The sequence below is a fragment of the Bradyrhizobium sp. 33ap4 genome, assembly GCF_032654765.1.
In the GTDB taxonomy this organism is placed as follows: Bacteria; Pseudomonadota; Alphaproteobacteria; order Rhizobiales; family Xanthobacteraceae; genus Bradyrhizobium; species Bradyrhizobium australafricanum.
In genome coordinates this window covers 1-25,905 of sequence record NZ_JAUMTJ010000039.1, presented here as the reverse complement: position 1 = coordinate 25,905, position 25,905 = coordinate 1, and the positions used below count along the sequence as shown (strand labels likewise).

The following is a 25,905-nucleotide window of genomic DNA, read 5'->3' as shown; positions in this document are numbered from 1 at the left end:
GTCATGTCGCCAGCGAAACTGGTTTCCCGCAAGCAATCCTGGTTCGCGATCGTGCTGCTGCTGGCAGGAGGCGGGGCCGCGTGGGCGACGCCGCCGCCATCGGCCGCTCCATCGGCAGGTGCGACGAATGCTCCGTTGCTCTGGCGCGTACAGGCCCCGCGCGGCCCGGCAAATGCCGCCGGCGTGGCGCTTGAAATCCTGCCGGGTCCAACCGTCAACATTGGCGGCAAGGTGTCATTCGGCGTAACCGCCAGGAAGCCGGGCTATCTGATGCTGGTGGATGTTGATGCGGAAGGGCGGATGTCCCAGATCTTCCCGACTGCCGAGCTATTGGCGCAGTCGGTCGGACCCGACATGAATCTTGTCAAGCCTGGCGTCCAATTCATCGTTCCGACCCCGGCGGCACAGCAACGTGGATTTGAATATGTCGTCGCGCCGCCGGCCGGGTCCGCCGTCATCGTTGCGATCCTGAGCGAGCGACGCGTGCAATTGCTCGATCTGCCGGACATTCAGCGCAAGCTTCAGGGGCCGGCCGACACGTTGAGCTATCTGTCGGATTGGACCAGTCAGCTGCGGATACCGGACAGCGGCGGCGGAAGACTATTGCCGAACAATTGGTCGTTCGACATCAAATCATACTCCATCAAGTAGGTCAGCGATCGCATTGCTCAGGCTGCCCGGGCGGTCGAGGAGACCGTCCCGCGCGATCATGTGGTGAATATCCTTGTGGCGGAGGCTGCTGTTCGGCTTCTTGCATGCAGGGCCCTGCGGTTTGGCTCCGTTGCCCCCGGGCATGACCGATTGCGGAGGAGACGGCGGCCCGATCTCGAGCGCGCCGCCGTGGCCGTCCTAGTTGCAGACCTCAACATTGCCGGTACCGCCGCCGGGACCTCCGCCGCCACGGTAATCGAGATGACATCCGCGACGGACCGGGCGGCATAGATAAGCATCACACACGATCTGGCCGCTGCCACCCGAGGGTCTCGCAGTCGCCTGTCGTCGGGGAGTGTCGGCTTGCGGCTCGGGCCTCTCACGGACCGGACGATCGGCGCGCGACGGCCGCTCATCCGTGTTGCGCTTCGCCACCGGCTTTTTCCCGCGCCGCTTCTCGCATTCGTTATCCTCGTTCAGGAACGAGCCCTCGGCGCAGGTGATCTTGCGGCACTGGTCGCCGTCGGCCTTGTAGCCATGTTCGCAGATCAGCGGGCAAACCCGGGCCGGCTTCAGCTTGATCGCATCGAGCGCATCGAGGCTTGCAAGCTTGACGTCAAATTTGGTTCCGGCGTGCCGGTTGAACAAGGTCAGGGAGCGACGCGAGGCCGCGTTCCACTCACCGTCGATGGAGCCTGTGAAACAACCAACCCGGCTCAATTCGCTCTGCACCGATTTGGCAAGATCCTCCTGCGGCGGCGCCGTGTTCAGGGCGGCAACCTTCGCGCCCTCGCTATTCTGCGATGGGGTAGCGGTTGCAATATTATCCGGCTTGGCGCTGTCGGGCGCGGGTCCGTTCGCGGAAAGCATGGCGACCGTTGAGGTTTGGGATGCGGTCCGCTTCCGTTCAGCCTCGGCAGCTTGGTCCTGCGCCGCCTGCTTTGTTCTTTCTGCCGCGATACGGGCATCCTCCGCGGCCTTGAATTCTGCGGCCGCCTTTTCCTGCTCCGCTCGCTGGGCACCTTCGGACGCAAGCCGAGCCTTCTGCTGCTCCGCTTCCTGCGCTTTCCGGGTGGCGGTAACGCGTGCGTCCTCCGCGTCGATCTGATTGAGCTGAAGCTTGGCCAGATTTGAGTAATAGCCGTCGGGGTGCTGGGCGAGGAACGCGCTCATAGCGGCCTTGTTACCCAGTTGCAGGGCCAATTCGTAGTCGCGACGAATCTCCGACGAGGCGTTAGCCGGCGGCGGCGCGGGCTCTTCTGCCTTTGGCACGAGGGCAACGTCCTCACCGCCCAGTGAGCCGTAAACATAAGGCTCCTGTCGGTTGCCGGTCGCTTGCAAGACATCATCGCGGACGAAGCCGAAAGCCCTGCGCAGGTCCAGTCCAGGCTTTGCGATATATTTCACCAGCGCTGTCGCGTAGGGACTGTTCGTGCTGTTGCCGTCGAGCGCGGTCAGTCCGGCCTTCGCCGCAAACGCGATCAGCGTATTGGATACGGCGGGTTCTACCCGGGCGAGCCCGCGGCTGATCGCGCGCGAAGCGACGGTTCGTTTCATCGTGTCGGCGAATGGATTGTTGCGGCAGGCGTCAACGATCACGACGCGGAGCTGTTTGGCGGGCTCGATGGCCAGCAGGACGCGATCGAGCGAGAAGGCCTCGTCATAGATATCAGTGTCGCGTTCAAGCCTGGCATCCGTCGGAATCAGGTAATTCGTCCCGTCGATCTCGATTCCGTGACCTGCATAGTAGACGATGGCGATGTCTGCATCGCGAGCTTGATCGGCGAAATCCCTCAGTGCCCGCCGCATGTCGCTCGAGGTCAGGTTCAGCCGAGACTCCACCAAATCGAACCCGGCGCCCTTCAAGGTCGCGGCGATAGCGGTGGCATCATTGGCAGGATTCGGAAGTAGTGGCGCATTTTGATAGTTCGAATTGCCGACCACCAAAGCCACTCGCTTCGTTGCCCAGGCTGGCTGAGACGCCAGGAGAACCGAAGCAGCAAGAACAACAAGAACTCGGAGGAGCGTGTAGCGCATGGCGAACGTCCAAAAATCGGCTCGAAACAACGGCAGCTTTATCGAAGGTGGCCGCGCGCAAACTCCACTGCGTCAAGCGTTACGGGCGCCGGCATACCTCCGTAGAGAACAAACTTGAGTCCAATCCATTCCTGATGTTGTCGTCCGGGGCAGCGAGATTGTTCAAGGATACACCGAAGCGTGTAGGGCCGGTGGTGCACGGCCGAACAAATGCCGATTGACCTGTAAGATATTGAAATATCTGTTTTTTATCGTTAGCGCCGGAATGGCTGGCAGTGCCGGCATCCGCCTGGGCTTCGCCAAGCGAAGTTCCATCTCTCGATAGTGATCTCGGAATTGAACTCGCATGCTCAAGCGATGCTCGTGCCGGATCGTCAGCGTGTGACGGCCGCGTTGTTAGTCTCGGTGGCGTCGACAAGGTTCAGCCCGGTCGTCTCGGCCGTTTGTCGCAGCCTCGGGCCTCTTCCATAGGAGCGCGAACTGCGTCTATCTGGAAGCAACGCCGATCCGTTCGAGCTGAGACGTGCGAGTCCCGAAAGAATCGAAATCTGCGTCCTCGGGATCCGGACGTCGACGTGTGGACGCCCACCGCAGGTGTCGTCGAAATCTCTGGAGACGCACATGTCTATTCCGCTGAAAATCTACATTACGCCATTTGCCGAGAAAGGTGTCGCCGAGCCGCAAAAATGGACTGGCGAGACCGCCAAAAAGGCACTGGATGTAGTCAATAAGATCTGGGCGAAGGCCAAGATCGCGTTCGTGATCAATGATTACGTGGAAGATAAGCCGCTCGATATGGCGAAGAGCGCGCGCAACAATGATCAGCGCGTGCTGGATGTTCTCAGTTTCCGGCATGCTCCCGACAATGCGGTCCACATCTATCTCGTCAATCCGATAGTCAATCTCTCGGCCGGTGGCGGCTCGTACCTTCATAGCGATCCCGAGCCGGCAAGCTTTGTCCAATGGTATGGCAATGACTTTGCCAACGGACGCGCGTGGGCCCATGAACTTGGGCATTTGATGAGTCTCGACCACGTCGACGTAGATTACGCCGATGAGAAGCAGGCCGCCCTGCGCAGCAACTTGATGACGAAGGGATTGAGCGTGGGAAGCGATTTGACCGGTCAGCAGATAAGCACGGCCAAAGGTTCAAAACTGGTGCAGCGATTTGGCGGCTGACCTCGGAACTTCCTGCTGCCGCCTTCCATGAAACCAATTGCAGTCGGCCCGATCGCTCGTTCGCCCGCCAACCGCCGGAGAGACGCCATGCCCAGGGTCGACCTTGCAAACGTGCCGGAACGCAACGGGACCGGCTATCCGGCGGAGTTCGCCGCGCCGTGCGCCGAGCGGGTGCGGCAGCGTCTCGGTGATGCCGGCGGGCTCGCCGACTTCGGCGTCAACCTGATGCGGCTGCCGCCCGGCAACTGGTCGAGCCAGCGCCACTGGCATTCGGATGAGGACGAGTTCGTCTATGTGCTCGCGGGCGAAGTGGTTCTGGTGGAGGACGGCGGTGAGACGGTGCTGCGGGCCGGCGATTGCGCGGCGTTTCCGAAGAACTCCGGCAACGGGCATCATCTGATCAACAGGTCGCAGATGACGGCGACCTATCTCGAGGTCGGCTCGCGCTCGCGCGCCGACGTCATCACCTGCTCCGACATCGACATGATGAGCCCGAGCTCCGACGGCCGCTTCCTGCACAAGGACGGCACGCCGTACGAATAGCCCCACCTGTCGCGCCGCGCACGAAATCGGGCGTTGCGGATTGGCCGGCGAAGGACCAATGTTCCGGCGAGGAGCTTTGGTCGCCTCCATGGCGGAATGGTATTTCATCTGGGTCGACGGTCCGCGCGGACCCGAGCCGCAGAAATGGTCGTCGGATGCGCTGTGGGGCCAGCTGGCGCGTCAGGACGTGATCGTGCGTTTTCCCCTGAGCGATCGCGAGGCCGAATTGTCGCTCGACCAGCTCGCAAGGCTGCACCCGGTGCCGCAGTGAGCTGCGCCGCAGTTTCCGTCGACGTTCGATCCGCCGGGTTGAACGTCAGACCGAAAGATCGAAGCCGGGCGTCGCGACCTCGGTCAGGAACGAGGCGACGAACATCTTGCCCAGCACGTGCTTGGCCGCCGGCGTGCCGGCCTTGAGCCGGCCGGCGCGTGTGGCCTCTGCGAGCTCGGCGAGCGTCGGTGTGGCAAGGCTCGTATCGGGTATGGTGCGCGGCGCCGTCGCGGATGCGCTGAGCAGCACGCCGGCATAGTAGAGCCGGGTGAGCGCGCGGACATGTGCGAACCGTGCGCGGAGCGGCTCGTCGAGCGGGCGGCCGAGCCAGGCACGATGCAAGATGCTTTCCAGCTCCGGCGTCCGCGCCAGGCTATCGCCGACAATCGCAAGATCGACCAGCGGATCGGTGCGATAGGCGGATTCCCAGTCGATCATCCAGAGCCTGTTGCCGTCGAACAGGATGTTGGCGGGGAGCGAGTCGTTGTGGCTCGACACCGAGTTGGCCTCATCCCAGGCATAGGCCGCGCGGATGCGCGCGAGGTGCGCGTTGCAGCGCTCAAGCACGCCGGGCGCGAACAGGCCGGTGCGGCCGACATGGGCCCAGAGCCGGGCCACGATGTCGGGGTAGCGCACGAAAGCGGGAAAGGTCGGCGTCGCCTGCAGGCGCGCCAGCAATTCGCCGAGCGCCTTCGCCAGCGCCGGCAGGCCGCCGGGATAGCGGCCGAGCGGCTGCCGCTGCACAAAATCCATCACCGCGACGCGCGAGGCCTCGTCGACATGATGGAGTCGCGGCGCGATGCCGGCCTCGGCGGCGATCCTGAGCGACACATACTGAAACGGATTGCGCAGCGGGTTCGGCATTCCTTCGAATTCGGAGCAAATCATTCTCGCCGCCTGCATCGATCCGGAACAATTGCGCCGACGTTGCGCCGCCCGAGACCGATGTGACCGCGTCGATCGCCGCGGTGCCGATCACCTGACGCAGTGCGGCATGTGCTGCGTCGCGCTGTGCCGGCGGAAGTTTATCGAGCACTCATGCGCAGGAAGTTAGCATGGCCGCTATGCGTGCCCAAAATCGCGTTGATGCAGCGTTCGCGATCTATTGCTGGCAGCGCACGACGAAGCATGAAACAATGCTGCAAAAATCATGTTGGGAGAGAACTTGATGTCGTTCGAGCGGGAGTTGCATTGCGCCGTTGCGTGCCGATCATGGATCGCGTTGCCATTATTCTGCCTGATCAGCACGTTCGGAGTGATGCATAACGCCGCCGCGAACGAGTCCTTGCAGATTGTGGACGCGCGCGTGCCGGCGGTCGACAAAGCGGGCGGGGACCTACCGTTGACGATGACGATCAAGAACGAGGCCGACAGCGCCGATGCGCTGCTTCGTGTCCGCTGCCCGGTTGCGAATTTTTCCGAGCGTCATACTGTGGATCGCGGCGAAGGCGCACCGGCGATGCGCTCGATATCCAATATACCAGTGCCGGCAAAGGCAATGCTCGAGCTGAAGCGTGACGGTTATCACGTCATGCTGCTGCAGATGCGTCAGGCGCTCACGCCGGGCGAGACCTTCAAATGCGCGATCGTTTTTCAGAAAGCAGGCACCATCGAGACGGAGGTACAGGTCCAGAAGTGACCTCACACAAGTGACCCAACAAGACGGCGGGTGGTGCACAGCCATGCGCCGGGACTCAAGGCTTCTCGCGTGATCGCCCGTGTGTGACGGGCGGTTCGATCAATGAAGAATGCTAGATCCGGAGGAAATGAACTCATGACAAGGTTGAATTGGGTAAAGTCGCATATCCTCGCCGCGGCAGTAGCATCCGCAGCGACCTTCGCGGGCTCTTTCGCGCTCGCCGACGATGTCGGCCAGGACCGTCTGCTCAATGCTGACAAGGAAGCAGGCAACTGGCTGCACCACCACAAGAACTATTCGGCGACGCGCTTCTCGTCGCTGGCCGATATCAACAAGGACAACGTCAAGAACCTCAAGGTCGCCTGGACCATGCATCTCGGCGGCGTCGAGGGCGGCGGAATCTGGTCGCATGGCGGCCTGGAGGGGACGCCGATCGTCGAGAACGGCTTCATGTACGTCACCGACGGCTGGGGTTCGGTCTACAAGATCGATGCGCATGGCGGCAAAGGCGTGCTGCTCTGGAAGATGGATCCGAAGACCGACCATGACTGGGCCGGCGCAGTCGCCTGCTGCGGCGTCGACAACCGCGGCGTCGCATTGTGGGGCAACCTCGTCGTCTCGCACACGCTCGACGGCCGCCTGATCGCGACCAACAAGGAGACCGGGCAGGTCGCCTGGCAGCGCCAGGTCGCCGATCCCGACAAGGGCGAGGTGATCACCGGCGCACCGCTGATCGTCAAGGACATGGCGATCACGGGCGTGGCCGGCGCCGAATACGGCATTCGCGGCTGGATCGCGGCGACCGACCTGAAGAGCCAGAAGGAAGTGTGGCGCACCCACACGATCCCGGGCAAGGACGAGGCGGGTCACGAGACCTGGAAGGACGACAAGGACGCCAAGGCGAGCGGCGGCGGATCGACTTGGGTCACCGGCAGCTTCGACCCCTCGACCAACACCATCGTCTGGGGCGTCGGCAATCCCGGACCGGACTGGGACAACGAGTATCGGCCCGGCGACAACCTCTACACCGACTCCTCGCTTGGTCTCGATGCCGACACCGGCAAGATCAAGTGGCACTACCAGCACACGCCGAACGATCCCTACGACTATGACAGCGTGGCGGAGAACGTGCTGGTCGACGTCCCCGGTCCGAACAACACGACGCAGAAGCTCGCGCTCGAGGCCGACCGCAACGGCTTTGCCTACGCGATCGACCGCAACAGCGGCAAGTTCATCTGGGGTCTGCCGTTCGTCAAGAAGGTGACCTGGACCAAGGGTCTCGACCCCGAATCCGGCAAGCCGGTGGAGTATGATCCGAAGCAGGGCGTGCAGCGCTACAACGCGGCGGTGACGCCAAGCCGCACCAACAAGGTGACGGACATCTGCCCCGGCAACATGGGCGGCAAGAACTGGCCGCCGACCGCGTATAATCCGAACCTGAAGCTCTGGTACATCCCGGTGATCGAGAGCTGCAACCGGATCACGGTCGAGGAGACGACGCCGGACAAGTTGAAGAAGCGCGAGTTCTTCACGGGCGGCGGACCGAGCCAGCCGGTCAAGATCACCGGCAGCGTCACCGCGATCGACGTCACCACCGGCAAGGTGGCAGGGAAGGCGGAGACCGAATTCCCGAACCTCGGCGGCATCCTGGCGACGCCCGACCTCGTGTTCTCCGGACAGCCGTCCGGCGAGGTGATCGCCTACGACGCGAAATCGCTGCAGCAGCTCTGGCAGTTCAACACCGGCGGCGGCGTCAATGCGCCTCCGATGACGTTCTCGGTGGACGGCAAGCAGTATGTCGCGATCCTGGTCGGCCTCGGCGGTGCCTGGGACAAGTGGTTCATCGATGCCACGCCCGAGCTGAAGCGGATGCAGCCGGGCTCGATGCTCTACGTGTTCGCCCTTTGACGTCGCAAGCGCGGGAGGCCTCTCACCGAGGCCTCCCGCGTCGATTTGGCCGAGAAAGACAAGAAAAAAGACAAGAAACAAGACAAATGAAAAAAATATCGCTGGTTGGCACGTGGCTCGGCTGCGCGCTGGTGATGGGATTTATCGGTACCGCGCAAGCGCAGTCGGCGAGCGATCCGACCGATGCGGGCAAGGCGGTGTTCAAGCGCGGCAATTGCGTCGGCTGCCACAAATGGCACGGCAATGGCGGCGGCGGCTATGGCGGCGACGCGCTGTCGCTGCGCAAGACCGAGCTGACCCGCGAGCAGATCATCGAGACCGTGACGTGCGGCCGGCCGGGCACCGGCATGCCGTTCTTCGTGCGCGGCTCCTACGACACCACGAAATGCTACGAGATGACCCGGCAGGACGTCGCGGACCGCATGCCGCCCGAAGCGAATGTGTTCCTGCGGCCGAACGAGATCGAGGCCGTCGCCGACTACGTGCTCGCCCGCGTCAAGGGCAAGGGCGAGCCGACCTACGATGAATGCATCGCGTTCTTCGGCGATGGCTCGCGGGTCTGCAACATCTACAAGGAGGCCGGCCACGCCGCCGCGCCGTCCGATCAGAGCGAGAAGGCAAAGCCATGAGCAAGCAAGGATCGGCAATCCGTGGCTTGGTCTTCGCTGTCACCGTCATGGCAGCGGTGCCGGCGATGGCGACCGCGGGAGACCTGCGCGACATCAGCGTCGGAATGGCGATCAGCAGCGTGCCGGACGCGGGCTACATCAACCTGACTTGCGTCGGCGAGAAGACCCACAGATTGGCTGACTGGGCGCAATGGCAGGCTTGCCAGGCCGGACGGGACCAGCTGCGCGGCATCCGCTTCGAGTACGATCGCGAGAGTGGGCGGGAAGGCACCATGGTCGGCGGCCATCCCGCGATCCTCACCGTCATGATCGACAAGGACGCCAAGATCGCGGCGCTGATGATCGAGACCGATCCGAAGGCGCGGCTCTATCTGCGCAAGAAGGCCTTCCTGCTCGGCCTGCAGGCGAGGTCGCGCTATGGCGAGGACGGCTGGACCTGTTCCAAGGCACAGCCGGGCGCCGACAAGCAGGAGGTCGGCGGCGTATTTGTCGACGAGAAATGCACCAAGACGATCGACGGCCGCACGGTCGAGATCGAGCGCCATCTCTACCGCGAGCCGAACAAGGAGCTCAAGGACATGACCGACGAGACCCGCATCACGATCCGCCGCGCCGGGTCCTGAGCTGCAAACTGAAATAGCCAAATTTCAGCTGCCTAACTGATCTAAAATGACTCTCTTTCTTTTCGTCATGGCCGGGCTTGTCCCGGCCATCCACGTCTTTTCTTACGCGATTGCAGCGAAGACGTGGATGCCCGGCACAAGGCCGGGCATGACGGAGCTAGTCTAATGCCGCGCCAGCAGCACCACGACGATCAGGGCCAGGATCGCGCACAGCACCTTCCAGAAGGTCACGGGATCGCGGTCGTGCAGCGATTTGCGGGTGGTGACGGCGGGGCCGGCCCAGGTCGCGCCGTTTTCCAGTTCGTGTGCGAATTCGATGGCATCGCCGAAGCGTTGTGCCGGGTCGACGCTGAGCGCCTTGCCGATCACCGCGTCGAGCCAGGCCGGCAGATCCGGCCGGTAGCGCGACAGCGGCGCGGGCTTGCCGAAGCGCGGCCGCGAGAACGGCTCGATCTCGCCGAACGGATAGTTCGCGGTGAACATGCGGTAGACCGTGACGCCGAGCGCGAACAGGTCGGAGGCCTCGTCGCCGGCCTTGCCGCCGAACAGTTCGGGCGCCATGTAGCTCGCGGTGCCCGGAATGTCCTCGGCGGGAAAATCCTCCAAGAGCGGCACCCGCGCGACGCCGAGATCGACAAGGCGCAACCCGCCGTCCTTCAGCAGGATCACGTTGTCCGGCTTGATGTCGCGATGGATGATGCCGGCGCGGTGCAGCGCGGTGGCCGCACGCACCAGCTTGGTTGCGATCGCGATGCCGTCGGTGAGCGACAGCCGCGGCGCGCGACCAAGCCGTTGCTCGAGCGTTTCGCCCTCGTAGAGCGGCATCGCCGAATAGAGCCTGGTCTGCCGCTCCGCCGGCACCTCGATGATTTCGCCGATCCAGAGGCTGCGCACACGCGCGGCGACCCAGGCCTCGCGCACGAAGGCGAGGCGGTAGGAGCCTTCGCTCGCGACCCGCGGATGGGGAAACTTCAGCACCACTTCGCGGCTGGCGCGCTTGTCGATCGCCTTGAACAGGCGGCTGTAGCGCCCGTCGGACAAGACGTCGCCGAGGCTGAAATCGTCGATCGTATCGCCGGTCACCGGCAAATCGAGGATCGGCAGCGTCGCGATCGCGTGGGTAAGGTCGTCGCGGTCCGCCGGCGGCAGGTCGACGACGTCGAGCACCAGCGCGGTCGTGTTGTCGCTGCTGCCGGCCGCGAGGGCGGCGTCGACGATGCTGCGCGCGGACTCGTCGGGCGGCGTGCGTTCCTCCAGCAATTGCTGGAGACGCAAATCGCCGAGCGCGCCGTGAACCCCGTCGCTGCAGATCAGCAGGCGATCATGCTGCCGGAGCCCGAGGGACGTGTAGTCGAAGCGGGCGAACTCCTCGAAACCGATGGCGCGGCTTAGCATGTGGGCGAGGTCGCCGCGGCCGGCGATATGGTCCTGCGTCAGGCGTTCCAGCCGGCCGTCGCTCAGGCGATAGGCACGGGTGTCGCCGATATGGATCACATGGCATTGCCGCCGTGACAGGATGATCGAGGAGAACGCGCAGGCCATGCCGCTGCGCGCGGCATCGACGCGGCCCTGGCCGTGGATCCAGCTGTTGGCGGCTTCCAGCGCCCGCGCGGCGCGGCGGCGGACGCCGAGCGTCTCGGGCAACGAATAATAGGCGTCGATGAAGCTGCGGACCGCGACCTCCGCGGCCTCGCGTCCGCCCTTGTGGCCGCCGACGCCGTCGGCGACCGCGGCAACCACGTCGCGATGCAGCGTGCCCGGCTGGCCCAAGCAGGCCGCGACATAGTCCTCATTGGCGGCGCGCTTGCCGGTCTCGCTGGCGAAGCCGACGCGCACCCCCAAGTCCCGTTGCGAACCGTTCGCCACGTCCGAGCCCCGTCACGTTGCGGAGCGGAGTCCTCAGACGCGCGCTCCCGATACCGCGCCCCAGGTGGTGCGCCAGCGAACCTTGACCATGGCAAGTCCGATGAAGCCAAGCAACGCCAGCCCGCCGAAGAACAGGAAGCCGGCGCCGAAGCCGCCGGTCATGCCCTTGGCGGCGCCGAGCGTCTGGGCGAGGAAGAAGCCGCCGACGCCGCCGGCGCAACCGACCAGCCCGGTCATCAGGCCGATCTCGTGACGGAAGCGCAGCGGGATCAGCTGGAATACCGCGCCGTTGCCCATGCCGAGCGCCAGCACGCCGATCGAGAACAGCAGCACCGAGATCCAGGCGATGCGCGGCAGTTCGGTCAACGCCCAACCGGCCTGCGTCGGCGCCGTCGGGCCCTCCGGCATGAAGGCAATGACGAGATAGGCCGCGACCACAACACCGAACAGGATCGACAGCGAACGGATGCCGCCGATCCGGTCGGCGATCATGCCGCCGACGGGACGGAATCCCGAGCCGAACGCGACGATCAGCGCGACCAGCATGCCCGCCGCGACGCCGGAGACATGATACTGCACGGTGAAATAGAGCGGCAGCGCGTTGGCGAGGCCGACGAAGCCGCCGAAGGTGATGAAGTAGAAGAACATGAACCAGCGGCTGTCGGAATCCTTCAGCAGTGCGCCGTAGGCCTGCAGCGAGACCTTCTTGCGCTCGCCCGGCGCGTCCTTGGCTGCGACCGCGTAATAGGCGAGCACCATCAGCATGGGAATAAGCAGGCAGCCGAACACGGCCTGCCAGCCCCAATGCTCGGCAATGGTCGGCGCGAGCAGCGTGTCGAGCACGACGCCCATATTGCCGGCACCGGCAATCCCCATCACCACGCCCTGATATTGCGGCGGATACCAGCGGCTCGCCTGGGGCAGGGCGACGGCGAACGAGGCGCCGCCGACGCCGAGCGCAAGCCCGAACAGCTCGATCGCGAGCTTGCTGGTCAGCCCGAAGTGCCACACCGCAGCAGTCGCGGCGATCACGACGAGCTGGGCGATGATGCCGGTGCGCTTGGCGCCGATGATGTCGGCGAGAATGCCCATCGGCACGCGCAGCAGCGCGCCGGCCAGCACGGGAATGGCGACCAGGGTGAACTTCTCGTTCACGGCCAGATTCATGTCTCGCGCGATGTAGACGATCAGCGGTCCGAGCGCGACCCACGCCATGAAACTGATGTCGAAGTACAGGAACGCGGCAAGCAGTGTCGGCCAGTGACCTGCCTTCTTGAACTCGGCTAGCTTCATCGCAAGCATCTCGCGTTGATGCGGCGGAGGCAGCCGCGAAAGCGCGGCCATCTCAGGCGCAGACAAATGGAATGTTGGTGAATGGGAGTGCGCTCGTCGTTGAGACGCACTCCGTCAACAGCTGGGGTCAGCAATTACCGTGCCATCGATCAGGTCGTGTCGCTTTGCCGTGCAGTCGCAAGACGTTGCCGCGCAATCGCGAACAGCGTTCCGCCGCCGCGCGTGGCGTGGCTTACGGCAAGTGCCGCCGCGCAAACGTGCATGCTGGTGCTTTTTTGTGCGATGCGCCAAGTCCCTGCGATCGCGCATCAAATGCGATTTCGCGATCGCATCGCGGCCGGCGATGCTGTGATGCACAAGAGATCATCGGCGTGGCTAAAATTTCGGCCGGCTGTCGGCGCGGCGCGCGGACCGGTGGATTTTGATCGGCCGGAAACCTCTTGATTTTGCGGCCGGATTTGCCCGCCGCGAGTTGGCACGCGTTTTGAATATCAATCAACAACGGAACATCGGTCGTCATCGAAGACGGTCTGCGCCCGCGGCTGGGCTTCCTACAACTCCAAACCTTTATCGGTGCCCATCAACGACGCACGCCGCGTCGCTGCGCAGCGCCGTCGGAATTGAAAGGCAGACCATGCTCGACAAAGTGACCAAGCAGAAGCTCGTGGTGATCGGCAACGGGATGGCCGGCATCCGGACGGTCGAGGCGCTGCTGGAGCGCGCGCCCGATCTCTACGACATCACGGTGTTCGGCTCCGAGCCCTACGGCAATTACAACCGCATCCTGCTGTCGCCGGTGCTCGCCGGCGAGAAGACCGTCGACGACATCATGCTCAACACCGTCGACTGGTACGAGGACAACAACATCACGCTGCGCAAGGGCGAGACGATCACCATGATCGATCGCCGGACCTGCGAAGTCGTCACCGAGGCCGGCGAGCGGGTGCCCTATGACCGCCTCTTGATCGCGACGGGCTCAAACCCGATCATGCTGCCGCTGCCGGGCAAGGACCTGCCGGGCGTGATCGGCTTCCGCGACATCTATGACGTCGATCGCATGATCAAGGCCTCGACCGACTATCGCAACGCGGTGGTGATCGGCGGCGGCCTGTTGGGCCTCGAGGCCGCCAATGGGCTGATGAAGCGCGGCATGAACGTCACGGTCGTGCATCTGCTCGACACGCTGATGGAGCGTCAGCTCGATCCGGTGGCCGGCGGCCTGTTGCGCAAGTCGCTGGAAGAGCGCGGCATGGTGTTCAAGATGCCGGCGCAGACCCAGGCCATCCTGGGCGAGGACCGCGTCACCGGCGTGCGGTTCGGCGACGGCACCGAGCTGCCGGCCGATCTCGTGGTGATGGCGGTCGGCATCCGTCCGAATTTTGAGCTCGCCAAGAAGGCCGGGCTCTACTGCGAGCGCGGCATCGTCGTTTCCGACACCATGCAGACCTATGACGGCCGCATCTACGCGGTCGGCGAGTGCGTGCAGCACCGCCGCCAGACCTACGGTCTCGTCGCGCCGCTGTTCGACCAGGCCAAGGTCTGCGCCAACCACCTCGCGATGAAGGGGTTTGCCACCTATGACGGCTCGGTCACCTCGACCAAGCTGAAGGTCACCGGCATCGACCTGTTCTCCGCCGGCGACTTCGCGCCGGGGCCGGACAAGGAGGAGATCGTGCTGCAGGACGCCAACCGCGGCGTCTACAAGCGCATCATCCTGAAGGACAAGAAGATCGTCGGCGCCGTGCTCTATGGCGACACCATCGACGGCCCCTGGTACTTCCAGCACCTGCGTGACGGCACCGACGTCTCGCATATGCGCGAGCGCCTGGTGTTCGGCGCCGCCAATCTCGGCGATGGCGGCGTCAGCGGCCAGAGCTCGGTTGCCGCGATGAGCGACGAGACCGAGATCTGCGGCTGCAACGGCGTCTGCAAAGGTGCCATCGTCAAGGCGATCAGCGAGAAGAAGCTGTTCACGCTCGACGACGTCCGCGCCCATACCAAGGCATCGTCGTCCTGCGGCTCCTGCACCGGCCTTGTCGAGCAGGTGCTGGCGTTCACGCTCGGCGGCGACTATTCGGCGGCGCCGAAGGTCAAGCCGCTGTGCAAATGCACCGATCACAGCCACGACGACGTTCGCCGCGTGATCGTCGAGCAGCAGCTCAAGACCATTCCCGCGGTCATGCGCTTCATGGAGTGGAAGACCCTGAACGGCTGCCACTCCTGCCGTCCGGCGCTGAATTACTATCTGCTCGCGACCTGGCCCGGCGAATATCGCGACGATCAGCAGTCGCGCTTCATCAACGAGCGCGTCCACGCCAACATCCAGAAGGACGGCACCTATTCGGTCGTGCCGCGGATGTGGGGCGGCGTCACGACGCCGAGCGAGCTGCGCGCGATCGCCGACGTCGCCGAGAAGTTCAACATCCCGACGGTGAAGGTCACCGGCGGCCAGCGCATCGACCTGCTCGGCGTCAAGAAGGAGGACCTGCCGGCGGTGTGGGCCGACCTCAACGACGCCGGCTTGGTGTCGGGCCACGCCTACGCCAAGGGCCTGCGCACGGTGAAGACCTGCGTCGGCTCCGAATGGTGTCGCTTCGGCACCCAGGATTCCACCGGCCTCGGCGTCAAGCTCGAGAAGTTCATGTGGGGCTCGTGGACGCCGGCCAAGGTCAAGCTCGGCGTCTCCGGCTGCCCGCGCAACTGCGCGGAAGCGACCTGCAAGGACGTCGGCGTGGTCTGCGTCGATTCCGGTTACGAGATCCATTTCGCCGGTGCCGCCGGACTGCACATCAAGGGCACCGAGTTCCTGACCAAGGTCGAGACCGAGGACGAATGCCTCGAGGTGATCGTGGCGCTGACCCAGCTCTACCGCGAGGAGGGCTGGTATCTGGAGCGCATGTACAAATGGTGTGACCGCGTTGGTCTCGAGCAGATCAGGAAGCGGGTGGTCGACGACGTTGCGAACCGCAAGGCGCTGTTCGCTCGCTTTGCCTATTCGCAGCAGTTCGCGCAGACCGATCCGTGGGCCGAGCGTGCCAGCCGCGGCGTCGACCGCAACGAGTTCGCGCCTCTCGCCGAATTGGAGCTCGCATGACTCAGTGGATCGAAATCGGCGCATTGACCGACATTCCGCGGCTCGGCTCGCGCGTGGTGCGCACGCCGGGCGGCAACATCGCAGTGTTCCGGACCGAGAGCGACGAGGTGTTCGCGCTCGACGACCGCTGCCCGCACAAGGGCGGGCCGCTGTCGCAGGGCATCGTGCACAACAAGCGCGTGACCTGTCCGCTGCATAACTTCGTCATCGAACTGGCGAGCGGGCAGGCCGTCGCGCCCGACGAAGGCTGCACCCATACCCATCCGGCCAAGGTCGAGAACGGCGTTGTCTGGCTGTCGGTGCGGCAGCCGGCCGCGGTGAGCTGAGCGGTCACGCAATGTCCGTCAAGACCACGTGTCCCTATTGCGGTGTCGGCTGTGGCGTCATCGCGTCGAAGGACGCGGCCGGTGCCGTCACCGTCGAGGGCGACAGGCAGCATCCGGCCAATTTCGGCCGGCTCTGCAGCAAGGGCTCGGCGCTCGCCGAGACCATCGATCTCGACGGGCGTCTGCTCGAGCCGATGGTGGACGGCGCGCCGGCGTCATGGGACGACGCGCTCGATCGCGTCGCCGATGGCTTTAGCAGGATCATACGCGAGCACGGGCCCGACGCGGTCGCGTTCTATGTTTCCGGCCAGCTGCTGACCGAGGACTATTACGTCATCAACAAGCTCGCCAAGGGCTTCGTCGGCACCGCCAATATCGACACCAATTCGCGGCTGTGCATGGCCTCCAGCGTCGCGGGGCACAAGCGCGCGTTCGGCAGCGACACCGTGCCGGGCTGCTATGAGGATCTCGAGCAGGCGGACTTACTCGTGCTGGTGGGCTCCAACGCCGCCTGGTGCCATCCGATCCTGCACCAGCGCATGCTGGCGGCGAAGGAGAAGAATCCGGCCTGCAAGATCGTGGTGATCGATCCGCGCAGCACCGCGACCTGCGAGGGCGCCGATCTGCATCTGCCGCTGCGCTCGGGCAGCGATTCCGTGCTGTTCAACGGCCTGTTCGCCTTTCTCGCCGGCAGCAACGCGGTCGACCGCGGCTTTGTCGGCAATTGCACGACGGGTGTGGTCGACGCGCTGAAGCAGGTCGGCGGCCAGACCGTGGCGCAGACCGCGGCGACCTGCGGCCTGACCGAAGGCGCGGTCGGGCTGTTCTTCGACTGGTTCACGCGCACCGAGCGCGTCGTCACGCTGTATTCGCAAGGCATCAACCAGTCGTCGAGCGGCGTCGACAAGGTCAACGCCATCATCAATTGCCATCTCTTGACTGGACGCATCGGCCGTCCCGGCATGGGGCCGTTCTCGCTGACCGGCCAGCCCAACGCGATGGGCGGCCGCGAGGTCGGCGGGCTCGCCAACCAGCTCGCCGCGCATATGGAGATCGAGAATCCCGCGCATCGCGAGCTGGTGCAGCGGTTCTGGCGTGCGCCAGTGATCGCGGAGAAGGCCGGGCTGAAAGCGGTCGACATGTTCGACGCGATCGCCGACGGCCGCATCAAGGCGGTGTGGATCATCTCGACCAATCCGGTGGTGAGCCTGCCGGATGCCGATCGCGCGCGCGCCGCGCTCGACGCCTGCGAGCTCGTCGTGGTGACGGATTGCATGCGCGACACCGACACCACGCGCCATGCCGACGTGCTGCTGCCGGCGCTGGCGTGGGGCGAGAAGGACGGCACCGTCACCAATTCCGAGCGCCGGATCTCGCGGCAGCGGCCGTTTCTCGCAGCGCCGGGCGAGGCGCGCGCCGACTGGAGCATCATCTGCGACGTCGCCAGTCGCATGGGATATTCCGGCTTCGACTATGCCTCGGTGGCCGAGGTGTTCCGCGAGCACGCCGAACTGTCCGGCTTCGAGAATAGCGGCCGGCGCGATTTCGACATCTCGGCGCTGGCGGCGCTGGACGATACCGCCTATGACGCGCTGGCGCCGGTGCAGTGGCCGGTGACGTCGGACCATCCGGCCGGAACGTCGCGGATGTTCGAGAGCCAGCAATTCTTCACGCCGGACCGCAAGGCGCGCTTCGTACCGGTGGCGCCGCGCGCGGCGCGCCACGCCACCAGCCGCGACTTTCCCCTGGTGCTCAACACCGGCCGCGTGCGCGATCAGTGGCACACCATGACCCGGACCGGCAAAACCGGCCGGCTGCTGGCGCATGTGTTCGAGCCCTATGCCGAGTTTCACCCCGAGGATGCGCGGCAGGCCGGGCTGCAAAACGAGGGATTGGTGCGGCTGACCAGCAGCTGGGGCGAGATGATCGCGCGCGTCGTGGTCAGCGCCGACCAGCGCCGCGGCTGCGTGTTCGTGCCGATGCACTGGAACGCGGAGTTCGCCGGCGAGGGGCGCGTCAACGCGCTGGTCAATCCGGCGACAGATCCAGTGTCCGGCCAGCCGGAGTCCAAGCACACGCCGGTCAAGGCCGATCCCTATACGCCGAAATGGCACGCCTTCATCCTGAGCCGCGACGCGATCAGGCGTCCGGCAAGCGGCTATTGGGTCTATGGCAAGGCCGGCGATTGCACGCGGCTGGAGCTCGCGCTCGACACTCGCCCGGAGAGCTGGCGCGACTGGGCGAGGGCGCAGCTCGGCCTCGAAGGTGTCGAGATCGAGTGGATCGCCTATCGCGATCCGGCGGCGGGACGCTTCCGCTACGCGGCGGTGCGCGACGGCCGGCTCGAGGGCTGCGTGTTCATCGCGCCCGATCACGCGCTGCCGTCGCGGGCCTGGCTGACCGGGCTGTTCGCCGAGCAGCAATTGTCGGCCAATGCGCGGATGTCGCTGCTCGCGGGAAGGCCGTTCGGCGCGGGCGAGGATGTCGGCCCGATCGTCTGCTCCTGTTTCAGCGTCGGACGGCACCAGATCACCGCCGAGATCAAAAAGGGCGCCGACAGCGTCGATGCGATCGGCCGCTGTCTGAAGGCCGGCACCAATTGCGGCGGCTGCAAGCCCGAGATCGGCAAGCTGATCGGCGCCACCGCGCAGCCGCGGCAGGCGATCGCGTCGTAGGTCGCCGCGCCAGGGCCCAGCCGAGAAATGCGCGATTCAAGATTGCTGCGGCGCAAATTGACCGTGAGCCCTATTTCTACGGCCGCAATTTCCTGATGTGATCTTCAATATTGCGAGCCAGTTTGCGGTTACCCCTGCTGAGGCGCGCCGTGCCGATCACCATCATGTCGTGACCAAAGCCATAGAACAGGAAGGACATTACATGCCTTCACGCCGTCATCTTCTGACCGGCGCCGTCGCGACCGGTGTCGCGCTGTCAATGCAACGCGCCACTGTAGCAGTCGCGCAGCAAAAACGAGTGATCGTCGATTCGCAGGTTCACCTGTGGCCGGCAAGCACTCCGGAGAGACCCTGGCTCCCCGGTGCCAAGCCGCAGCTCCCGGAGCCCTTCACCATCGAGCGTGTCATTCCACTGATGGACGAGGCTGGCATCGATCGCGTTGTCATCGTTCCGCCAGTGTCGCTTGAAGGTGAGCGCATCGATTATGCCCAGGAGGCAGTCAGACGGTACCCGGGCCGCTTCGCCATCATGGCGCGTGTCGCCCTCGACAAGCCCGACCGCGCGGCACGGCTTGCGACTTGGCGCGACCAGCCCGGCGTACTGGGCGTGAGGTTGAACGTCGGCCCTGGCGAAGCGGCGTGGCTGACAGACGGAACCGCGGACTGGTTCTGGCCGGCGGCGGAGAAGGCCCGCCTGCCGGTAATGTTTCTCACTGAGGGGCAGACGTCGCTGTTCGCCCGCATCGCCGAGCGGCACCCGCAACTTACGCTCATCATCGATCACATGGGCGTCGGCGCGGGACTTCGCCCTCGTCCCGGCTCATCGGAAAACAACATGGTGCCGGAGGCTATCGTCCAGGCGGCCGCGCTCGCAAAATATGCGAATGTATCGGTGAAGTTGTCGTCGGTCCCGCTGATTTCGACTGAGCGATATCCATTCCGCGACGTGATCCCGCACATCCACCGCCTGTTCGACGCCTACGGCCCGGAGCGCTGCCACTGGGGGACCGATCTAACCAACTCATTCGCCCGGGCCACTTACCGGCAGCGCGTGACGCAATTCACCGAGGAGCTTCCGTTCCTCAGCGAAAGCGACAAGGACTGGATCATGGGCCGCGCGATCCTGGCGCGGCTTCGCTGGACGTCGTCCTAGCAGCCGCGGCAGATGCTCTTCAGCTTGCTGTTGAGCAGGCGGTCCTCTTCGTCGGAGGCCGCCTTGGTGTAGGGGTCGTTGCCGTGGCGCTTGTCGTCGGCAAAACTGCCGGCGCCAGTGGCGCCGCCCAAGTGCATGCCGTGCATCGCGTGCCCGCCGCCATGGCCGTGGCCGCCGCGCGCGCCGACCGGCGGCATCGCGGCCGCAAGCAGCGTCAGCAGCAGCCCGACCGTCGTGATCGTCCGCATGTTTTCCTCCTCGTCGCGGCAAAATACCGCTGACGCTGAGGCAAATGGGTGTCGGTCATCTTCACAATTTCGCGTGGCGGCAATCGCCCGATTCTCGCAGCTGGTTCCCCCCGGGGCTGCCCCGGTGCGTCGTACATAGGCCGTCTGCGGATGGCTACATGCCGACAATGCAGTGCTCGCGACACCAAAATGGTGTATCGGCAGGCTCTGGCGCGCTCAAGACACGGGCAGGACGCGGCCCGGTGCGACACAATCAAGATATCGCAAGATTTGGAGGAAGGTTCATGTCGGCTCTGCCACTCTCGGGCATCAAGATTCTCGACCTGACGCGGGTGCTCGCGGGCCCGCTGTCGGCCCAGATGCTGGCGGATCTCGGCGCCGAGGTGATCAAGATCGAGCGGCCCGGCGGCGGCGACGATGCCCGCGCCTTCGGCCCGCCCTATCTCACCGATCCCGAAGGCAAGCAGAACAACAACAACTCGTTCTACCTCTGCGCCAACCGCAACAAGAAGTCGGTCACCGTCAACATCGCCAAGCCGGAAGGGCAGGCGATCATCCGCGAGCTCGCCAAGACGGCCGACGTGATGATGGAGAACTACAAGGTCGGCGACCTCAAGCGTTACGGTCTCGACTACGAGACCATCAAGCAGCTCAACCCCGGTATCATCTATTGCTCGGTGACGGGTTTCGGCCAGACCGGACCTTACGCGCCGCGCGCGGGCTATGATGCGATCCTGCAGGCGATGGGCGGCCTGATGAGCGTCACCGGCCATATCGACGGCGAGCCGGGCGAGGGCCCGATGAAGGTCGGCCCCTCGATCGTCGACTACATGACCGGCATGAACACCTCGATCGGCATCCTCTCGGCGCTCTACCATCGCGACGCCAACAACGGGGAAGGGCAGCACATCGACGTCTGCCTGTTCGACACGGTGATCGCATCGCTGTCGCACTGGCTGCAGATTTACCTCGTCAATGGCAAGACCCCGCCGCGCCGCGGCACCTGGGGCAATGGCGGCATGCCGGCCGGCGTGTTCCGCTGCACTGATGGCGAGCTGATGCTGGTGGTCGGCAATGACGGCCAGTTCCAGCGCACCTGCGCCGTGCTCGGCGAGCCCGAGCTCGCGAACGACAAGCGCTTCGTCAAGAACAACGACCGCGTCGTGCACGGCAAGGAGATCATGGCGATCTTCGCCGGGCTGTTCCTGAAGCATCCGGTGGCCTACTGGCTGGAGAAGCTCGAGGAGGCCGGCGTGCCGTCCGGCCCGATCAACAATTTCGAGCAGGTGTTCAGCGATCCCCACGTGCAGTCGCGCGGCATGCGGGTCGAGGTCGACCATCCGTTCGAGCCGAACCTGTCGCTGATCCGCAACGCGCTGACCTTCTCGGGCACGCCGATCACCGAGTACCGCGCCCCGCCGCTGTTAGGGGCCGACACCAAGGACGTGCTGGCGACCATCGGCTATGACGACGCCAAGGTCGAGGGACTGAAGGCGCAGGGGATTCTGTAGGCGCTGACTTCGAGGCCGCGGGCGGTGGAGTTTCTCCGTCATCCTGAGGTGCGAGCTCTTGCGAGCCTCGAAGGATGAACGGCCCCGCTGGTGGCCGTCGACCCTTCGAGACGCGCGCAAGGGCGCGCTCCTCAGGGTGACGGGACCAGGGTCGTCATTCCGCAACAACACTTCGACCAGCATCGAAGCATCATTGACATCCGCCTGCTAGGTTGGCGCCATCGATCCTCATCGAAGGTGCCAATCATGAAACGGGAAGTGGTCCGCGTCGAACCGATCTCGATTTGGCTGGAGCGCTGGAAGGCGCCGGCATCGCCGGTGACCCGGGCCGGCAACATGGTGTTCGTCTCCGGCCTGCCGCCGTTCGATCCCGCGACCGGCGAGTTCGCCGCCGGCGCGTCGATCGAGCGGCAAAGCGAGCTGGTCATGGAGCAGCTCAAGCAATGCCTCGAGGCGGCCGGCGCCACGCTCGACAATGTGATGAAGTGCAACGTGTTCTGCACTTCGGCAAAGCACTTCACAACCTTCAATGCAGTCTATGCAAGGTACTTCCCGCACCAGCCGCCGGCGCGGATCTTCGTCTGCATCCCGGAATGGACCGGGCCGTTCGACGTCGAGATCGACTGCATCGCGATGGTGTAAGGGCAGGGCGCCGCAGCGGCGCCCTCGCTTCACAAATCCTGCCGCGTCAGCCGCCCGTGCATCGCGACCGGTCGCGGCGCCGGCTTGCTCGGCACGTCGCCCATCGTCAGCGCCATCACCGAGACCGTGACCACGCGATCGATGATGCCGCGGACGTCGTCGAGATCGCATTTGCCTTCCGACAGCCGCAGCAGGCGTTCCTTCTCGCGGATGGTGTGGTGCGCCATCGCGAGCGCGAAGTGCAGGCCCCAATAGAGCTCGGTGTCGCTGCTGGCCGGCATCGCGCGGCGCATCGCCGCGGCGAACTTGCGCAGGTGATCGACCTCGCGATTCTTGATGCGGCGGATCGGCGGCACGGATTCGATCGAGGCGCGGATCATGAACCGCGCCGCGGTCGAGCCCTCGCGATCCGGCCCGAGGCAGCCGCGCAGGGTGGGGCCGACGAGAGCGCGCATGATGTCCTCGATCGCGGCGCGGCCGCCGCCTTTTTCCTCCGCCGCCCGCAGTTCGTTGAGGCGCTCGCGGTTGGTCTGGATGCTGCGGGTGACAAACAGCTCCGCGATCAATTCGTCCTTGGAGCCGAAATGATAGTTCACCGCAGCGAGGTTGACGTTCGCCTCCGCGACGATGTCGCGCAGCGTGACGTCGCCGAAGCCGCGGTCGGCATAGAGACGCTCGGCGGCGGCGAGAATGGCTGATCGGGTCTGGTCGCTGGCCATGGCTGAGAGCCTCCGGTCATTCCGGGGCGATGCGCAGCATCGAACCCGGAATCTCGCTCCACAATTTCCGGATTCCGGGTTCAGCTCTGCGGGCTGCCCCGGAATGACGAACGCGAGGTTGCATTTCAAACATTTGTATGAAACTATCGTTTGAACGGTCGGAAATGTCAATCCGCGGATCGCGGGGCAGCATTCTGGCACGCCAACGCCGCCCTTCCGCGAACGCCCTTGCGAGCCGCGGAGGCGGGGTCAACAATGTCGACAAATGGCTGCGGCCCAGGTTCACGGCCCAAGTGAGTGGCCCAAGTCTAGGAAACGAGGAGCGTCCCATGGATTTCACGATGTCGCCCAAGCAGAAGGAGTGGCTGGAGCGCGTTCAGGCCTTCATGAAAACGCACGTTCGGCCCGCCGTGCCGATCTACGACAAGCAGGATGCCGAGGGCCCGCGCTGGAAGGTGATCCCGATCCTCGAGGATCTGAAGAAGAAGGCGAAGGCCGAAGGCCTCTGGAATATGTTCATGCCGCCGTCCTCGCATGAGGACGATGAATTCCACGGCGCGGGATTGACCAATCTCGAATACGCGCTGCTGTCGGAAGAGATGGGTCGCATCTCCTGGGCTTCGGAAGTGTTCAACTGCTCCGCTCCCGATACCGGCAACATGGAAGTGTTCATCCGCTACGGCACCAAGGAGCAGAAGCGCAAATGGCTGCGCCCGCTGATGGACGGCGAGATCCGCTCCGCCTTCCTGATGACCGAGCCGGCGGTCGCTTCGTCCGACGCCACCAACATCGAGACTCGGATCGAGAAGGACGGCGATCACTACGTCATCAACGGCCGCAAATGGTGGTCGTCGGGCGTCGGCGATCCTCGTTGCAAGATCGCGATCCTGATGGGCAAGACCGACTTCAACGCCGCCAAGCATCAGCAGCAGTCGCAGATCCTGGTGCCGCTCGATACCCCCGGCATCAAGGTCGAGAAGATGCTGCCGGTGTTCGGCTTCGACGATGCGCCGCACGGCCACGCCCAGGTGCTGCTCGAGAACGTCCGCGTGCCGAAGGAAAACATCCTGCTCGGCGAAGGCCGCGGCTTCGAGATCGCCCAGGGCCGTCTCGGTCCGGGCCGCATCCATCACTGCATGCGCACCATCGGCCAGGCCGAGGAGGCGCTGGAGAAGATGGTGAAGCGGCTCGCCTCGCGCACCGCGTTCGGCAAGAAGATCATCGAGCATTCGGTCTGGGAGCAGCGCATCGGCGATGCCCGCACCGACATCGAGATGAACCGTCTGCTCTGCCTCAAGGCCGCCGACATGATGGACAAGGTCGGCAACAAGACCGCGCAGGCCGAGATCGCGATGATCAAGGTCGCAGCTCCCAACATGGCGCTGAAGATCATCGACCAGGCGATTCAGGCCTTTGGCGGCGGCGGCGTCTCCGACGACGCAGGCCTCGCCCGCGCCTATGCCCACATCCGCACGCTCCGTCTCGCCGACGGTCCGGACGAGGTGCACAATCGCGCCATTGCCAGACTTGAACTTCGGAAGTATGCAAACACGTCGCACTGAGCATGATGCGGAACGCATGGCGTTCGCGCGCACATCGTGCTCAGAATGAAAAAGAGAGATCAGGCTGGCGTGCCAGCCTGATTGAGGGAGCGCCCCGACGCGCTCCTTGAAAAATCGAGTTGAGGGAGCGTCATCGTGGCGGACGGCGTCAGGAAAGACGAAGAATTTTCCGGCACAAGGGAAGTCGAGGAGCGCCATCGTATCAACGAGGCCAGTCTCGACGCCTGGATGAGGGAACACGTCGAAGGCTATCAGGGGCCGCTCACGGTCCTGCAGTTCAAGGGTGGCCAGTCCAACCCGACCTACAAGCTCGAGACCCCCGGCCGCAACTATGTGATGCGGCGCAAGCCGTTCGGTAAATTGTTGCCGTCGGCGCATGCGGTCGATCGCGAGTTCCGCGTGATCGCGGCGCTTGGCAAGCAGAATTTCCCGGTCGCGAAAGCCTACGCCCTGTGCACCGACGATGCGGTGATCGGCTCGGCCTTCTACATCATGTCGATGGAAGAGGGGCGGGTGTTCTGGGACCCGACGCTGCCGACCCAGGAGCCCGACGCGCGCCGAAAGATCTTCGCCAGCAAGATCGAGACGCTGGCCAAGCTTCATCTGTTCAATCCCGAGGCGATCGGCCTCGGCGATTTCGGCAAGCCCGGCAATTATTTTGCGCGACAGGTCGATCGCTGGACCAAGCAGTACCGCGCCTCCGAAACGCAGCACATTCCCGAATTCGAGAAGCTCGCCGAGTGGCTGCCGAAAACCGTTCCGGAGCAGAAGCGCGTCTCGATCGTGCATGGCGACTATCGCCTCGACAACATGATCTTCCACGCCACCGAGCCGCGGGTGCAGGCGGTGCTCGACTGGGAATTGTCGACGCTCGGCGATCCCATGGCCGACTTCACCTACCTGTTGATGCAGTGGACCATGCCGGGCCTCGTCAATGCCGACCTCAAGGCATTGAACATTCCGAGCCAGGATGAAGCGGCGCAGATCTATTGCGACGTGACCGGCATCCCGGTGCCGGACCTGAACTGGTATTTCTCCTACAACCTGTTCCGCCTTGCCGGCATCACGCAGGGCATCGCGGGCCGGGTTCGCGACGGCACCGCGGCGAATGCCAAGGCCCTCGAGTCGGCCAAGCGCACCGTGCCGCTGTCGCAGGCGTCATGGGAATACGCGCAGAAGGCCGGCGCAACCTGATCCAAGAATGCGGCGCGATCCAACAGGGCTCGCGCCGCTTTTCTTTTTACCTCGCCCCGCTTGCGGCAGGGGTGTCCGGGGAAATTCAGGCATAGCGGAGCTCCATCTGGTCAGGTGAGATGGTTGATTTCCGACGGCTGGG

General features: G+C 64.5%; 23 protein-coding genes. 16 read left to right on the top strand and 7 right to left on the bottom strand.

From position 1 onward, the window contains the following. Nucleotides 1-3: 3 nt before the first annotated feature. On the top strand, nucleotides 4-651 hold the full coding sequence (locus Q2M23_RS27435) for a DUF4384 domain-containing protein (protein ID WP_256527870.1): 648 nt from the start codon (nucleotides 4-6) through the stop codon (nucleotides 649-651). Nucleotides 652-849: 198 nt separating this feature from the next. Here the strand turns inward: Q2M23_RS27435 and Q2M23_RS27430 are convergent, their stop codons facing one another. Then, nucleotides 850-2,688 (bottom strand): caspase domain-containing protein, encoded by a 1,839-nt coding sequence (locus tag Q2M23_RS27430; RefSeq protein WP_253639600.1) that lies wholly within the window; start codon nucleotides 2,686-2,688, stop codon nucleotides 850-852. Between the two features lie 621 nt (nucleotides 2,689-3,309). Between Q2M23_RS27430 and Q2M23_RS27425 the strand changes: the two genes are divergently transcribed. The 3 genes from Q2M23_RS27425 to Q2M23_RS27415 all read left to right on the top strand — a co-directional run bounded on the left by Q2M23_RS27425 (nucleotide 3,310) and on the right by Q2M23_RS27415 (nucleotide 4,681). Beyond that, entirely contained in the window at nucleotides 3,310-3,867 is a 558-nt protein-coding gene (locus Q2M23_RS27425) for a zinc-dependent metalloprotease (RefSeq protein ID WP_253639601.1), read from the top strand. Nucleotides 3,868-3,954: 87 nt separating this feature from the next. Then, nucleotides 3,955-4,410: a cupin domain-containing protein gene (locus Q2M23_RS27420; RefSeq protein WP_253639602.1), complete on the top strand. Its 456-nt coding sequence runs from the start codon at nucleotides 3,955-3,957 to the stop codon at nucleotides 4,408-4,410. Between the two features lie 88 nt (nucleotides 4,411-4,498). Continuing rightward, entirely contained in the window at nucleotides 4,499-4,681 is a 183-nt protein-coding gene (locus Q2M23_RS27415; protein WP_168857061.1) for a hypothetical protein, read from the top strand. Between the two features lie 45 nt (nucleotides 4,682-4,726). Here the strand turns inward: Q2M23_RS27415 and Q2M23_RS27410 are convergent, their stop codons facing one another. Next, nucleotides 4,727-5,569 carry a phosphotransferase gene (locus tag Q2M23_RS27410; protein WP_316397678.1) on the bottom strand — a complete coding sequence of 281 codons (843 nt, stop codon included), beginning with the start codon at nucleotides 5,567-5,569 and terminating at the stop codon, nucleotides 4,727-4,729. Between the two features lie 280 nt (nucleotides 5,570-5,849). Here Q2M23_RS27410 and Q2M23_RS27405 point away from each other — a divergent pair, with 280 nt between their 5' ends. The 4 genes from Q2M23_RS27405 (at nucleotide 5,850) to Q2M23_RS27390 (ending at nucleotide 9,480) form a co-directional block, all read left to right on the top strand. Further along, the gene (locus Q2M23_RS27405; protein ID WP_307720401.1) at nucleotides 5,850-6,320 is read left to right on the top strand and encodes a copper chaperone PCu(A)C; all 471 of its coding nucleotides are present in this window, start codon (nucleotides 5,850-5,852) and stop codon (nucleotides 6,318-6,320) included. 135 nt (nucleotides 6,321-6,455) lie between these two features. Further along, nucleotides 6,456-8,228: a PQQ-dependent dehydrogenase, methanol/ethanol family gene (locus Q2M23_RS27400; RefSeq protein WP_253639606.1), complete on the top strand. Its 1,773-nt coding sequence runs from the start codon at nucleotides 6,456-6,458 to the stop codon at nucleotides 8,226-8,228. A gap of 134 nt (nucleotides 8,229-8,362) precedes the next feature. Then, the gene (locus Q2M23_RS27395; RefSeq protein WP_035631104.1) at nucleotides 8,363-8,857 is read left to right on the top strand and encodes a c-type cytochrome; all 495 of its coding nucleotides are present in this window, start codon (nucleotides 8,363-8,365) and stop codon (nucleotides 8,855-8,857) included. Further along, nucleotides 8,854-9,480: a hypothetical protein gene (locus Q2M23_RS27390; RefSeq protein WP_253639608.1), complete on the top strand. Its 627-nt coding sequence runs from the start codon at nucleotides 8,854-8,856 to the stop codon at nucleotides 9,478-9,480. The genes Q2M23_RS27395 and Q2M23_RS27390 overlap by 4 nt, the downstream gene beginning before the upstream one ends. A 162-nt stretch (nucleotides 9,481-9,642) precedes the next feature. Here the strand turns inward: Q2M23_RS27390 and Q2M23_RS27385 are convergent, their stop codons facing one another. The 3 genes from Q2M23_RS27385 to Q2M23_RS27375 form a co-directional block, all read right to left on the bottom strand. Further along, nucleotides 9,643-11,316 (bottom strand): bifunctional protein-serine/threonine kinase/phosphatase, encoded by a 1,674-nt coding sequence (locus tag Q2M23_RS27385; RefSeq protein ID WP_316397677.1) that lies wholly within the window; start codon nucleotides 11,314-11,316, stop codon nucleotides 9,643-9,645. Nucleotides 11,317-11,379: 63 nt separating this feature from the next. Then, nucleotides 11,380-12,639, bottom strand: coding sequence for an MFS transporter (locus Q2M23_RS27380; RefSeq protein WP_076831717.1), 1,260 nt, complete (start codon nucleotides 12,637-12,639; stop codon nucleotides 11,380-11,382). Between the two features lie 232 nt (nucleotides 12,640-12,871). Further along, nucleotides 12,872-13,159 (bottom strand): hypothetical protein, encoded by a 288-nt coding sequence (locus Q2M23_RS27375; protein ID WP_316397676.1) that lies wholly within the window; start codon nucleotides 13,157-13,159, stop codon nucleotides 12,872-12,874. A gap of 114 nt (nucleotides 13,160-13,273) precedes the next feature. Between Q2M23_RS27375 and nirB the strand changes: the two genes are divergently transcribed. The 4 genes from nirB (at nucleotide 13,274) to Q2M23_RS27355 (ending at nucleotide 19,887) form a co-directional block, all read left to right on the top strand. Next, on the top strand, nucleotides 13,274-15,733 hold the full coding sequence (gene nirB / locus Q2M23_RS27370; protein WP_316397675.1) for a nitrite reductase large subunit NirB: 2,460 nt from the start codon (nucleotides 13,274-13,276) through the stop codon (nucleotides 15,731-15,733). Then, nucleotides 15,730-16,059 (top strand): nitrite reductase small subunit NirD, encoded by a 330-nt coding sequence (nirD, locus tag Q2M23_RS27365; protein WP_076831426.1) that lies wholly within the window; start codon nucleotides 15,730-15,732, stop codon nucleotides 16,057-16,059. Before nirB ends, nirD begins: the two co-directional genes overlap by 4 nt. An 11-nt stretch (nucleotides 16,060-16,070) precedes the next feature. Further along, on the top strand, nucleotides 16,071-18,734 hold the full coding sequence (locus tag Q2M23_RS27360) for a molybdopterin-dependent oxidoreductase (RefSeq protein ID WP_316397674.1): 2,664 nt from the start codon (nucleotides 16,071-16,073) through the stop codon (nucleotides 18,732-18,734). Between the two features lie 97 nt (nucleotides 18,735-18,831). After that, complete coding sequence (locus Q2M23_RS27355; protein ID WP_244558918.1) at nucleotides 18,832-19,887, top strand: amidohydrolase family protein; 1,056 nt, start codon at nucleotides 18,832-18,834, stop codon at nucleotides 19,885-19,887. Here the strand turns inward: Q2M23_RS27355 and Q2M23_RS27350 are convergent. Next, complete coding sequence (locus Q2M23_RS27350; protein ID WP_076831419.1) at nucleotides 19,884-20,135, bottom strand: hypothetical protein; 252 nt, start codon at nucleotides 20,133-20,135, stop codon at nucleotides 19,884-19,886. The two genes, Q2M23_RS27355 and Q2M23_RS27350, sit on opposite strands and share 4 nt — an antisense overlap. A 284-nt stretch (nucleotides 20,136-20,419) precedes the next feature. On the opposite strand from Q2M23_RS27350, the gene Q2M23_RS27345 reads away from it, so the two are divergent. Then, nucleotides 20,420-21,646 (top strand): CaiB/BaiF CoA transferase family protein, encoded by a 1,227-nt coding sequence (locus tag Q2M23_RS27345; protein WP_076831417.1) that lies wholly within the window; start codon nucleotides 20,420-20,422, stop codon nucleotides 21,644-21,646. A 246-nt stretch (nucleotides 21,647-21,892) separates the two neighbouring features. Further along, nucleotides 21,893-22,288 (top strand): RidA family protein, encoded by a 396-nt coding sequence (locus Q2M23_RS27340; protein ID WP_168857057.1) that lies wholly within the window; start codon nucleotides 21,893-21,895, stop codon nucleotides 22,286-22,288. A 29-nt stretch (nucleotides 22,289-22,317) separates the two neighbouring features. Here the strand turns inward: Q2M23_RS27340 and Q2M23_RS27335 are convergent, their stop codons facing one another. Beyond that, nucleotides 22,318-23,007, bottom strand: coding sequence for a TetR/AcrR family transcriptional regulator (locus Q2M23_RS27335; protein ID WP_057019566.1), 690 nt, complete (start codon nucleotides 23,005-23,007; stop codon nucleotides 22,318-22,320). A gap of 329 nt (nucleotides 23,008-23,336) precedes the next feature. On the opposite strand from Q2M23_RS27335, the gene Q2M23_RS27330 reads away from it, so the two are divergent. Continuing rightward, nucleotides 23,337-24,569 carry an acyl-CoA dehydrogenase family protein gene (locus Q2M23_RS27330; protein WP_168857056.1) on the top strand — a complete coding sequence of 411 codons (1,233 nt, stop codon included), beginning with the start codon at nucleotides 23,337-23,339 and terminating at the stop codon, nucleotides 24,567-24,569. 135 nt (nucleotides 24,570-24,704) lie between these two features. Beyond that, on the top strand, nucleotides 24,705-25,763 hold the full coding sequence (locus Q2M23_RS27325; protein WP_092082388.1) for a phosphotransferase family protein: 1,059 nt from the start codon (nucleotides 24,705-24,707) through the stop codon (nucleotides 25,761-25,763). The last annotated feature ends 142 nt before the right edge of the window (nucleotides 25,764-25,905 follow it).

Excerpts from the sequence above, each read along its gene's own strand:
- Q2M23_RS27405 (WP_307720401.1), top strand. The coding sequence starts at position 5,850 with ATGTCGTTCGAGCGGGAGTTGCATTGCGCCGTTGCGTGCCGATCATGG.
- Q2M23_RS27330 (WP_168857056.1), top strand. The coding sequence starts at position 23,337 with ATGGATTTCACGATGTCGCCCAAGCAGAAGGAGTGGCTGGAGCGCGTT.
- Q2M23_RS27415 (WP_168857061.1), top strand. The coding sequence starts at position 4,499 with ATGGCGGAATGGTATTTCATCTGGGTCGACGGTCCGCGCGGACCCGAG.
- Q2M23_RS27420 (WP_253639602.1), top strand. The coding sequence starts at position 3,955 with ATGCCCAGGGTCGACCTTGCAAACGTGCCGGAACGCAACGGGACCGGC.
- Q2M23_RS27425 (WP_253639601.1), top strand. The coding sequence starts at position 3,310 with ATGTCTATTCCGCTGAAAATCTACATTACGCCATTTGCCGAGAAAGGT.
- Q2M23_RS27375 (WP_316397676.1), bottom strand. The coding sequence starts at position 13,159 with ATGACGACCGATGTTCCGTTGTTGATTGATATTCAAAACGCGTGCCAA.
- Q2M23_RS27390 (WP_253639608.1), top strand. The coding sequence starts at position 8,854 with ATGAGCAAGCAAGGATCGGCAATCCGTGGCTTGGTCTTCGCTGTCACC.
- Q2M23_RS27335 (WP_057019566.1), bottom strand. The coding sequence starts at position 23,007 with ATGGCCAGCGACCAGACCCGATCAGCCATTCTCGCCGCCGCCGAGCGT.
- nirD (WP_076831426.1), top strand. The coding sequence starts at position 15,730 with ATGACTCAGTGGATCGAAATCGGCGCATTGACCGACATTCCGCGGCTC.
- Q2M23_RS27395 (WP_035631104.1), top strand. The coding sequence starts at position 8,363 with ATGGGATTTATCGGTACCGCGCAAGCGCAGTCGGCGAGCGATCCGACC.
- Q2M23_RS27345 (WP_076831417.1), top strand. The coding sequence starts at position 20,420 with ATGTCGGCTCTGCCACTCTCGGGCATCAAGATTCTCGACCTGACGCGG.
- Q2M23_RS27430 (WP_253639600.1), bottom strand. The coding sequence starts at position 2,688 with ATGCGCTACACGCTCCTCCGAGTTCTTGTTGTTCTTGCTGCTTCGGTT.
- nirB (WP_316397675.1), top strand. The coding sequence starts at position 13,274 with ATGCTCGACAAAGTGACCAAGCAGAAGCTCGTGGTGATCGGCAACGGG.
- Q2M23_RS27360 (WP_316397674.1), top strand. The coding sequence starts at position 16,071 with ATGTCCGTCAAGACCACGTGTCCCTATTGCGGTGTCGGCTGTGGCGTC.
- Q2M23_RS27380 (WP_076831717.1), bottom strand. The coding sequence starts at position 12,639 with ATGAAGCTAGCCGAGTTCAAGAAGGCAGGTCACTGGCCGACACTGCTT.
- Q2M23_RS27435 (WP_256527870.1), top strand. The coding sequence starts at position 4 with ATGTCGCCAGCGAAACTGGTTTCCCGCAAGCAATCCTGGTTCGCGATC.
- Q2M23_RS27410 (WP_316397678.1), bottom strand. The coding sequence starts at position 5,569 with ATGATTTGCTCCGAATTCGAAGGAATGCCGAACCCGCTGCGCAATCCG.
- Q2M23_RS27340 (WP_168857057.1), top strand. The coding sequence starts at position 21,893 with ATGAAACGGGAAGTGGTCCGCGTCGAACCGATCTCGATTTGGCTGGAG.
- Q2M23_RS27350 (WP_076831419.1), bottom strand. The coding sequence starts at position 20,135 with ATGCGGACGATCACGACGGTCGGGCTGCTGCTGACGCTGCTTGCGGCC.
- Q2M23_RS27400 (WP_253639606.1), top strand. The coding sequence starts at position 6,456 with ATGACAAGGTTGAATTGGGTAAAGTCGCATATCCTCGCCGCGGCAGTA.